This window comes from Hamadaea sp. NPDC051192, assembly GCF_040682475.1.
Classification (GTDB): domain Bacteria; phylum Actinomycetota; class Actinomycetes; order Mycobacteriales; family Micromonosporaceae; genus Hamadaea; species Hamadaea flava.
In genome coordinates this window covers 1-9011 of sequence record NZ_JBFBAZ010000218.1, presented here as the reverse complement: position 1 = coordinate 9011, position 9011 = coordinate 1, and the positions used below count along the sequence as shown (strand labels likewise).

The window sequence follows — 9011 nt, the reverse complement described above, 5'->3', positions numbered from 1 at the left end:
GGCGCCGGGGGGGGTGGGGCAGGGGCGCCGGGGGGTGGGGCGGGCGCGCCGGAGGGGGCGGGCGCGCCGGGGTGTGGGCGCGCCGGAGGTGAGCCAGCGGGCCGCCTATGATCTGCCGATGCAGGAGTTCATCGCCGGCCTACCCAAGGCCGAGCTGCACGTGCACCATGTCGGATCCGCGTCGCCGCAGACCGTGGCGGCGCTGGCCGCCCGGCACGAGGGCACCTCACCGGTGCCGGCCGACGCCGACAAGCTCGCCGAGTACTTCACCTTCACCGACTTCGCCCACTTCGTCCAGGTGTACCTGAGCGTCGTCGACCTGATCCGCGACGCCGAGGACGTGCGTACGCTCACCGCGGGGATCGCCGCTGACCTGGCCGGCCAGAACGTCCGGTACGCCGAGCTGACCGTGACCCCGTGGTCGAGCGTCCGGCGGGGGATTCCGGCCGAGGCGTTCTGCGAGGCGATCGAGGACGTGCGGGTGACCGCCGCCCACGAACTCGGCCTCCAGTTGCGGTGGGTCTTCGACATCCCGGGTGAGGCCGGGCTGGAGGCGGCCGAGAACACGCTGCGGATCGCGCTCGATCAGCGGCCGGACGGGCTGATCAGCTTCGGCCTGGGCGGACCGGAGATCGGCGTACCCCGGCCGCAGTTCAAGCCGTACTTCGACGCCGCCCGGGCGGCCGGACTCCACTCAGTGCCGCACGCCGGGGAGACCAGCGACGCGCAGAGCATGTGGGACGCCATCCACGAGCTGGGCGCCGAGCGGATCGGTCACGGCATCCGCGCGGTGCAGGATCCGGAGCTGGTGGCGTACCTGGCCGAGCACGGGATTCCGCTGGAGGTCTGCCCGACGTCGAACGTCTGCACCCGGGCGGTCGCCTCGCTGGCGGAGCACCCGCTGCCGCAGCTCGTCGCGGCCGGTGTTCAACTGAGCATCAACACCGACGACCCGCCGATGTTCTCCACCTGGCTCGACAAGGAGTACGCCGTCGCCGCCGAACTGCTCGGCCTCGACGAGCGCGGCGTCGCCGACCTGGCGCGCGCGGCGGTACGCCAGTCGTTCGCGTCGGAGGCGGACAAGTCCGCGCTGCTCGCCGAGATCGAGGCGTACTCACACGCCGTGTAGGCGGCGCACCTTCTGCCAGATCTTGGCGTCGAGCGTCCCGGCCCGGTCCTGGAAGCCGCCCAGCGGCACCCGGATCGGGCCGGTCAGGTCCAGCCAGCTGTTGTGGTCGGCGCCCGGATCCCAGGTACGCGTCGGGATGACGACGTGATCGTTGCGGTCGGACTGGTCCTGGCTGGTGATCTTCAGGACCTCACGGTCCCGCGAGCCGCCCCGCAGGATCAGGCACGGGCGTACCTTGTGGCCGGTGCCGTCCTCATAGGGCACGTCGGCCCACCAGATCTCGCCGGGTTGCGGCCCGGTGCCCGGGGTGGTGCTTCGCTTGGGCGGCGCGGGTTTCGGGCCGGTCTTCGGCCCGCGTGCCGGCCGGGTGGGCTTACGGGCCGGCTTCCTCGTGCGCGTGACGATGACGACGACGGCGACGAGCGCGAGGGCGACGGCCAGCAGGACCCACCAGATCATGGCCAGACTGTATGTCACGCCTGGACGGTCAGCTGTCCCAGGAGTTGGCTGGTGACCTCGCGGCACACCTTCTCCCCGTACGCCTGGCCGTAGCCGAGCGGGTAGCGGGTCAGGATCGCGAGCACGATGTGGTCGCCGGTGCCGGTGGAGGTCCACTCGGCCAGGCAGTTCAGGTTCCAGAGGCCGGTGTTGGCGTGGTCGGTCCAGCCGTTCTTCACCGCCGGGTCGGCCTGCGGATCGGTCTCGGCCAGCGCCTGGGCGATGCCGAAGGCGTTGTCGTCGTCGACGTTGCGCATCAGGTCGTCGACGAGCCATCGCACCAGCTCGGACGTCTCGGCCCGGGTCAGGATCTCGCGCATCATCCGGGTGGCGTCGAGCGCGGTGATCTGCGTCTTCGACCACCAGGACTCGGTGATCGCGGTGCCGGTGAGCCCGCATTCGTCGATCGCCCGCTGGATCACCTGGTCGCCGCCCCGGCGCAGGTACAGCGTCTGGGCGGCGGCGTTGTCGGACTTCTTGATCATCTTCGTGATCAGCGCGTTGTCGGCGTCACTGAGCGGCTGCCCGGACGCTTCGAGCCCGGCGAGGTAGTCGGCGCCGATCCACGCCTTGATCATCGACTCGGTGTTGTTCGTCTGCTTCGCCGCGTCGGCCGATCCATAGGTCGCGCCGGTCGTCAGGTTCACCCACTGCCAGGCGTACCAGGTGTCCTCGTCGGTCTGTACGCGTACGACCGGGGTCACGGTCTTCTCGGCGGCGGACGCGGACGTGGACCCGGCGGCCGCGGAGGAAGAGGTCGTGGCGGGGGCCGGAGACGGGGCGGCGGCGTTACCGCCGGACTGGGTGGTGAAGATGCCGACGCCGCCGACCGCGGAGGCGGCGATGCCGCCGGCGAGGATGCCCATCAGACGCCGACGGCTCAGCTGGGGGCGATGAGTCGTGTCCTCCATGTCATCGACCTTGACTCAGCAAGCTGTGAGCAACCTGTCAGCTGCGCTTCCGGGTGGCGCACCTCACTGCTCGCGGGCCGGCGGCGGCGACGCGGCCGGGGAGTCCGCGGGGCTGGCCCGGGGGCCGGGACAGCGTGGCGATAGCATGACCCAGGCCGGAATGTCCGCCTCTGGCCACCATCCGAAACTACTCGAGGAGCACATCGTGAGCGCAGCGCCCGCACCCGTCGCAGGCCCCAGCGGAGACGCCGTCGTCACCGTGGCCGCCGGGACGACGGCCGCCGCCGCGGTGGCCGCCGCCGGACTGCCGGTCCACGGCCCGAAGGCGATCGTCGTCGTCCGGGACGCCGAGGGCACCCTGCGGGACCTCGACTGGACCCCGGCCACCGACGTCGAGGTGCAGGCGGTCCCGATCGACTCGCCGGACGGCCTGAACGTGCTGCGGCACTCGACCGCGCACGTCGTCGCGCAGGCGGTCCAGGACGTGTTCCCCGAGGCCAAGCTCGGCATCGGCCCGCCCATCGAGAACGGCTTCTACTACGACTTCCAGGTGCCCAAGCCGTTCCACCCGGAGGACCTGGCCAAGATCGAGGCCCGCGCGCAGGAGATCATCAAGCAGGGCCAGACCTTCAAGCGCCGCCGGTTCGACTCGCTGGAGCAGGCCAAGTCCGAGCTGAAGGACGAGCCGTTCAAGCTGGAGCTCGTGGACGTCAAGGGCGATGTCGACCCCGACGTCATGGAGGTCGGCGGCGGCGAGCTGACGATCTACGAGAACTTCGACCCCAAGTCGGGCGACCGCTGCTGGGGCGACCTGTGCCGAGGTCCGCACCTGCCCAGCACCCGGCTGATCGCGGCGTTCAAGATCATGCGCAGTGCGGCGGCGTACTGGCGGGGCGACGAGAAGAACCCGCAGCTGCAGCGGATCTACGGCACCGCTTGGCCGACTCGGGACGCCCTCAAGGCGTACCTGTCCTTCTTGGAGGAGGCGGCTAAGCGCGACCATCGCAAGATCGGCGCGGATCTGGACCTGTTCTCCTTCCCGGACGAGATCGGGTCGGGTCTGGCGGTGTTCCACCCGAAGGGCGGCATCATCCGCCGGGAGATGGAGGCCTACTCGCGGCAGCGCCACGAGGAGGCCGGCTACGAGTTCGTGAACACGCCGCACATCACCAAGGCGCAGCTGTTCGAGACCTCCGGCCACCTGCCCTACTACGCCGACACGATGTTCCCCCCGATGCAGCTCGAAGGCGCCGAGTACTACCTCAAGGCCATGAACTGCCCGATGCACAACCTGATCTTCTCGGCGCGCGGCCGGTCCTACCGGGAGCTGCCGCTGCGCTTCTTCGAGTTCGGCACGGTGTACCGCTACGAGAAGTCCGGCGTGGTGCACGGCCTGACCCGGGTACGCGGCCTGACCCAGGACGACTCGCACATCTACTGCACCAAGGAGCAGATGCCGGGTGAGTTGACAGCGTTGCTGGACTTCGTCCTCAACCTGTTGCGCGACTACGGTCTGGACGACTTCTACCTGGAACTGTCCACTCGCGACGACTCGCCGAAGTTCATCGGCGCGGACGAGGACTGGGCCGAGGCCACGGCGGCGCTGGAGACGGCGGCGCGCAGCTCCGGCCTGGAGCTGGTGCCGGACCCGGGCGGCGCGGCGTTCTACGGCCCGAAGATCAGCGTGCAGGCGCGGGACGCCATCGGGCGTACCTGGCAGATGTCGACGATCCAGGTCGACTTCAACCAGCCGGCCCGATTCGGGCTGGAGTACCAGGCCGCCGACGGCACCCGCCAGCGCCCGGTCATGATCCACCGCGCGCTGTTCGGCTCGATCGAGCGCTTCTTCGGCGTGCTCACCGAGCACTACGCGGGCGCCTTCCCGGCCTGGCTCGCCCCGATCCAGGTGATCGGCATCCCGATCCGGACTGACCGCACTCCTGGCGGCTCGGCCGAGAGCCTCCCCGGCGACGCCGGCGACGGCCCCGACCACGTCGCGTACCTGCACGACTTCGTGACCAAGCTGAAGGCGCGCGGGCTGCGGGCCGAGGTCGACGCGTCGGACGACCGGATGCAGAAGAAGATCCGCAACGCGCAGGGGCAGAAGATCCCGTTCATGGTGATCGCGGGGGACCAGGACGTCGCCGACGGCACCGTCTCGTTCCGCTACCGCGACGGGTCGCAGCGGAACGGCGTCCCGATCGCGGACGCCGTGCTGCACGTCGAGGAGTTCGTCCGGTCCCGGGCCAACACGGCCCCGACCGCCGCTCCCGCCGACGCGGAATCGGTTGACTAGCTCCCCGCGGATATGTGATCTTGGCCCGATGGAAGACGTTCGACTGGGAGTAATCGGCTTCGGCCTGCGGCGGAGTCTCGCGACGGCCGGCCATCACCCGGGCTCCGGCTCCCGGGTGGTGGCGGTCGCGGACACCGACCCCGCGGCCCTGGCGACGGCGGCGTCGATGATCGAGGGCGTCGAGACCGTCGCGGACTACCGGACGCTGCTCGACCGTCCCGACATCGACGGCATCGTCGTCATGACCCCCGACCACACGCACCTGCGCGTGGCCACCGACGTGCTCGAGGCGGGCAAGGCCGCGTACGTGGAGAAGCCGCTCGGCATCACCGTCGAGGAGTGCGACGCCATCCTCGCGACGGCCCATCGCACGGGCACCCGGCTCTACGTCGGCCACAACATGCGGCACATGGGCGTGGTCAGGCTGATGCGCGACATCATCGCCCGCGGTGAGATCGGCTCCGTCCAGACCATATGGGTACGCCATTTCGTCGGCCACGGCGGCGATTTCTACTTCAAGGACTGGCACGCCCAGCGGGCGAACACCACCTCCCTGCTGCTCCAGAAGGCCGCCCACGACATCGACGTCCTGCACTGGCTCGCCAACGGGTACGCGCAGCGCGTGAGCGCCTTCGGCGACCTGCGCGTCTACAACCGGGTGACCGACCGGCTGGCGCCGGGCGAGCCCAAGCACGACGACTGGTACGCCCCGGAGAAGCACTGGCCGCCGCTGGCCCAGTCCGGCCTGCACCACGAGATCGACGTCGAGGACGTGTCCGTGCTGAACATGGTGCTGGACAACGGGATCGTCGCGGCGTACCAGCAGTGCCACTTCACGCCGGACTACTGGCGCAACTACACCGTCATCGGCGACGCCGGGCGGCTGGAGAACTTCGGCGACGGCCCCGGCGGCGTGGTGAAGGTGTGGAACCAGCGCCGTTCCGGCTACCGGGAGGACGCCGACACCGTCTACGAGATCCCCGGCGCGACCCAGTTGCACGGTGGGGCGGACCCGCTCATCATGGCGGAGTTCTGCCGGTTCGTGCGGGACGGCGGGGCGACCGACACATCTCCGGTCGCGGCCCGGATGAGCGTCGCGGCGGGGGTGTCGGCCACGGTGTCGCTGCGGGCGGGCGGCGTACCGCAGGACGTGCCGGCGCTCGACCCGGAGCTGGCGGCGTACTACGCCAACGCCCAGGTTCGCTGAGCTTATAGGCTGTCCACGTGGAACAGATCGGGGAGCCGGACGGGCTCGAACGGCTGTGGACCCCCTGGCGGATGGCGTACGTGCAGAGCGGGGACTCGTCGGCTGAACCGGTGGGCTGCCCGTTCTGCGTCGCGCCCGCCGACGACACGCACGGCCTCGTGGTGGCGCGCGGCGAGCGGGTGTACGCCGTCCTCAACCGGTTCCCGTACAACCCCGGGCATCTGCTGATCTGTCCCTACCGGCACGTCGCCGACTACACCGACATCGACGCGGCGGAGACCGCCGAGCTGGCGGCCTTCACCCAGACGGCGATGCGAGTGATCCGCGAGGTGTCCGCGCCGCACGGCTTCAACCTGGGCATCAACCAAGGCGGCGTGGCGGGGGCGGGCATCGCCGGACACCTGCACCAGCACATCGTGCCGCGCTGGGGCGGCGACGCGAACTTCATGCCCGTCATCGGGCGGACCAAGCCCCTGCCTCAGCTGCTGACCGAGACCCGGGACCTGCTGTCGGCCGCCTGGCCGCCGCCGACTCCGGGCGGCGGTCCGGCCGGAGCCGCGGCCTGAGTGTCACACCCGGCGGGTATGCAGGTGACGTGATTGGGAAACTGAGCGAAATCGTCCTGGACACCCCCGACGTCGTCGGACTGTCCGCCTTCTACCGGGATCTGGCCGGCTTCGAGGTGATCAACACCGACGACGACTGGATCACCACGCAGACCCCCGAAGGCTGGAAGGTCGCCTTCCAGCTCGCGCCGGACCTGGTCGCGCCGCGGTGGCCCGACCCGGCGTACCCCCAGCAGATGCACCTGGACCTCGTCGTCGCGGACCTTCCGGCGGGGATCGAGCGCGCGGAGAAGCTCGGCGCGACGCGGCTGCCCGGCGGCGGCGAGACCTTCAGCGTCTTCGCCGACCCCAGCGGGCACCCGTTCTGCCTGTGCCAGCGCGACGGCGTGGACGGCGTCGGCCTGGCCGACCTCATGATCGACTCCCCGGACGGGGCGGCGCTGGCCCGCTTCTACGCCGAGCTGCTGGGGATGAAGACCACCTACGAGGGTCCCGAAGGGGCCATGATCTCGGCCGAGGACCAGCCCGCCGTCTGCTTCCAGAACGTGGGCGTCTACACCGCGCCGCGCTGGCCTGATCCGGCGTACCCGCAGCAGTATCACCTCGACGTGACGGTGGCCGACGCCGAGGAGGGCGAGCGGCAGGTGCTGGCGCTGGGCGCGACCAGGCTACCGGGTGGAGGCCAGGATTTCCGGGTCTTCGCCGACCCGGTGGGGCACCCGTTCTGTCTGGTCTGGTGAGGCGGCCGACCGGCCGGTCTTCCTCGCCCGTTCGTCGGTGATCATGCAGGTGATCGCAGGTCAGCCAGCGTGCACGGTTAGTCGAGTTTGTCGATAGGGTGGCGACGCGGGGCACCGGCACCGCACGATTCTCCTAAGGACGTGATTCGCCTTCGCGATCCGCGCCTTACGGGGGGTTCACAATGTCGGTGTCACGCCGCACCATGCTCGCTGGCGGAACAGTGGCCGCCGGTGTCACGGCCGTCGCCGCGACGGCCGGCCGCCGGGCGCTAAGCCCACACAGGTTGCCGCTCGACGGCGGGTACGCCCCCGCCGGCAACTCCCTCGACTGGAGTAATCGGGGCTCGATCCGCTGTTTCTGGCACGTCGAGACGGAGGCCCCGCTCGTCGCGCTGACCTTCGACGACGGGCCGATGCCCGAGTGGACGCCGCAGGTGCTCGACACCCTCGGCAAACTCGACGCTCCGGCCACGTTCTTCCTGGTCGGCAAGCATCTGCGGGATCACGCCGGCGTCGTCGGACCCGGCGGCTACGACGGTCATGACATCGGCAACCACACCTGGTCGCACGCCGACCTCGCCCAGTTGGACGCGGACGGCGTACTGCGGGAGTTGCAGGCGGCGCACGACGAGATCGTGCTGCGCCTCGGCCGGGAGCCGCGGCTGATGCGCCCGCCGTGGGGCCACGTCGGCGGGACGACGCTCATCGCGGCCGACCACTTCGGCTACGACATCGCGATGTGGAGCCAGCCCGTGCCGGAGAAGCAGTACGCCGGCGACCCGGACGGGTTCGTCCAGCGAGTCGTGGCCGACGCCCGCCCGGGATCGATCATCCTGGCCCACGACGTGGGCGCGAAGAGCCGCCTGCTCGTGGTGCGGAATCTGGCTGCCATCGTGCAGGGCTTGCGGGCCAAGGGATTGCGGCCGGTGACGCTGTCCGAGCTGCTCGCCTCGGCCCATGCCGTACGGGCGGACACTTCGTGAACCAGCCCCTGGGCGTCGGTCAAGCGGCCCGCCCGTCTCGGCGTCATCGGCCCGCCGCTGCTTTCAGCGTGATTCCGGCTCGCTGGCGTGATTCGGACCGACCGGTCGCGGGCGTGATCAGCGGAACACGTGGCGGGGTCGCGGACCCGGCCGGGGAAGCGGGAAGATGGTCACGTGAGACCGACCTTCGTCTTCGACGGTGACTGTGCCTTCTGCACCTTGTGCGCGAACTTCGTGAACCGGTGGATCCCGACGCCTGCCGAGGTCGTGCCATGGCAGCGAGCCGACCTCGCGGAGCTGGGCGTCTCCAAGCAGGCGGCCCAGCAGGCCGTGCAGTGGGTCGCCGAGGGCCGGGAGCCGCTGGCCGGACCGGAGGCGGTCGGAGCGCTGCTGCGGTCGAGCAACCTGTTCTGGAAGCCGTTCGGCTGGGTGCTCGCCCTGCCGCCGGTGCGGGCCGCCGCCTGGCCGCTCTACCGCCTGATCGCCCGCAACCGGCACCACATGCCGGGCGGCACCGCCGCGTGCGCGCTGCCCGTCGACCACCCCGCCGCGACGCCCGTCGCCCCCGCGCCGGTGCGCAAACTGGCTAACGACCTGATGCGTAATTCTTCATGATCAACGCTTGACAACATGAAGGGCCGCGCGGATACATGCAGATGTGTCGTCAACATGGGCCCGCGC

General features: G+C 70.5%; 9 protein-coding genes. 7 read left to right on the top strand and 2 right to left on the bottom strand.

The window, feature by feature from the left end; genetic code table 11:
* The first annotated feature begins 118 nt into the window (after positions 1-118).
* Complete coding sequence (locus AB0M47_RS40665; protein ID WP_363423809.1) at positions 119-1129, top strand: adenosine deaminase; 1011 nt, start codon at positions 119-121, stop codon at positions 1127-1129.
* Here AB0M47_RS40665 and AB0M47_RS40660 read toward each other — a convergent pair.
* On the bottom strand, positions 1115-1588 hold the full coding sequence (locus tag AB0M47_RS40660) for a type II toxin-antitoxin system PemK/MazF family toxin (RefSeq protein ID WP_363423807.1): 474 nt from the start codon (positions 1586-1588) through the stop codon (positions 1115-1117). The two genes, AB0M47_RS40665 and AB0M47_RS40660, sit on opposite strands and share 15 nt — an antisense overlap.
* Positions 1589-1602: 14 nt before the next feature.
* A complete protein-coding gene (locus tag AB0M47_RS40655) occupies positions 1603-2538 on the bottom strand; it encodes a serine hydrolase (RefSeq protein ID WP_363423804.1) in 936 nt (311 codons plus the stop codon).
* Between the two features lie 205 nt (positions 2539-2743).
* On the opposite strand from AB0M47_RS40655, the gene thrS reads away from it, so the two are divergent.
* The 6 genes from thrS (at position 2744) to AB0M47_RS40625 (ending at position 8945) form a co-directional block, all read left to right on the top strand.
* Positions 2744-4834, top strand: a complete 2091-nt coding sequence (gene thrS, locus AB0M47_RS40650; protein WP_363423801.1) for a threonine--tRNA ligase — start codon at positions 2744-2746, stop codon at positions 4832-4834.
* Between the two features lie 28 nt (positions 4835-4862).
* Positions 4863-6041, top strand: a complete 1179-nt coding sequence (locus tag AB0M47_RS40645) for a Gfo/Idh/MocA family oxidoreductase (RefSeq protein ID WP_363423799.1) — start codon at positions 4863-4865, stop codon at positions 6039-6041.
* A gap of 71 nt (positions 6042-6112) precedes the next feature.
* Positions 6113-6607, top strand: coding sequence for an HIT domain-containing protein (locus AB0M47_RS40640; RefSeq protein ID WP_363423811.1), 495 nt, complete (start codon positions 6113-6115; stop codon positions 6605-6607).
* A 29-nt stretch (positions 6608-6636) separates the two neighbouring features.
* Positions 6637-7347, top strand: coding sequence for a VOC family protein (locus tag AB0M47_RS40635; protein ID WP_363423796.1), 711 nt, complete (start codon positions 6637-6639; stop codon positions 7345-7347).
* 188 nt (positions 7348-7535) lie between these two features.
* Positions 7536-8330, top strand: coding sequence for a polysaccharide deacetylase family protein (locus tag AB0M47_RS40630; protein ID WP_363423793.1), 795 nt, complete (start codon positions 7536-7538; stop codon positions 8328-8330).
* Between the two features lie 174 nt (positions 8331-8504).
* On the top strand, positions 8505-8945 hold the full coding sequence (locus AB0M47_RS40625) for a DCC1-like thiol-disulfide oxidoreductase family protein (protein ID WP_363423790.1): 441 nt from the start codon (positions 8505-8507) through the stop codon (positions 8943-8945).
* Positions 8946-9011 lie beyond the last annotated feature (66 nt).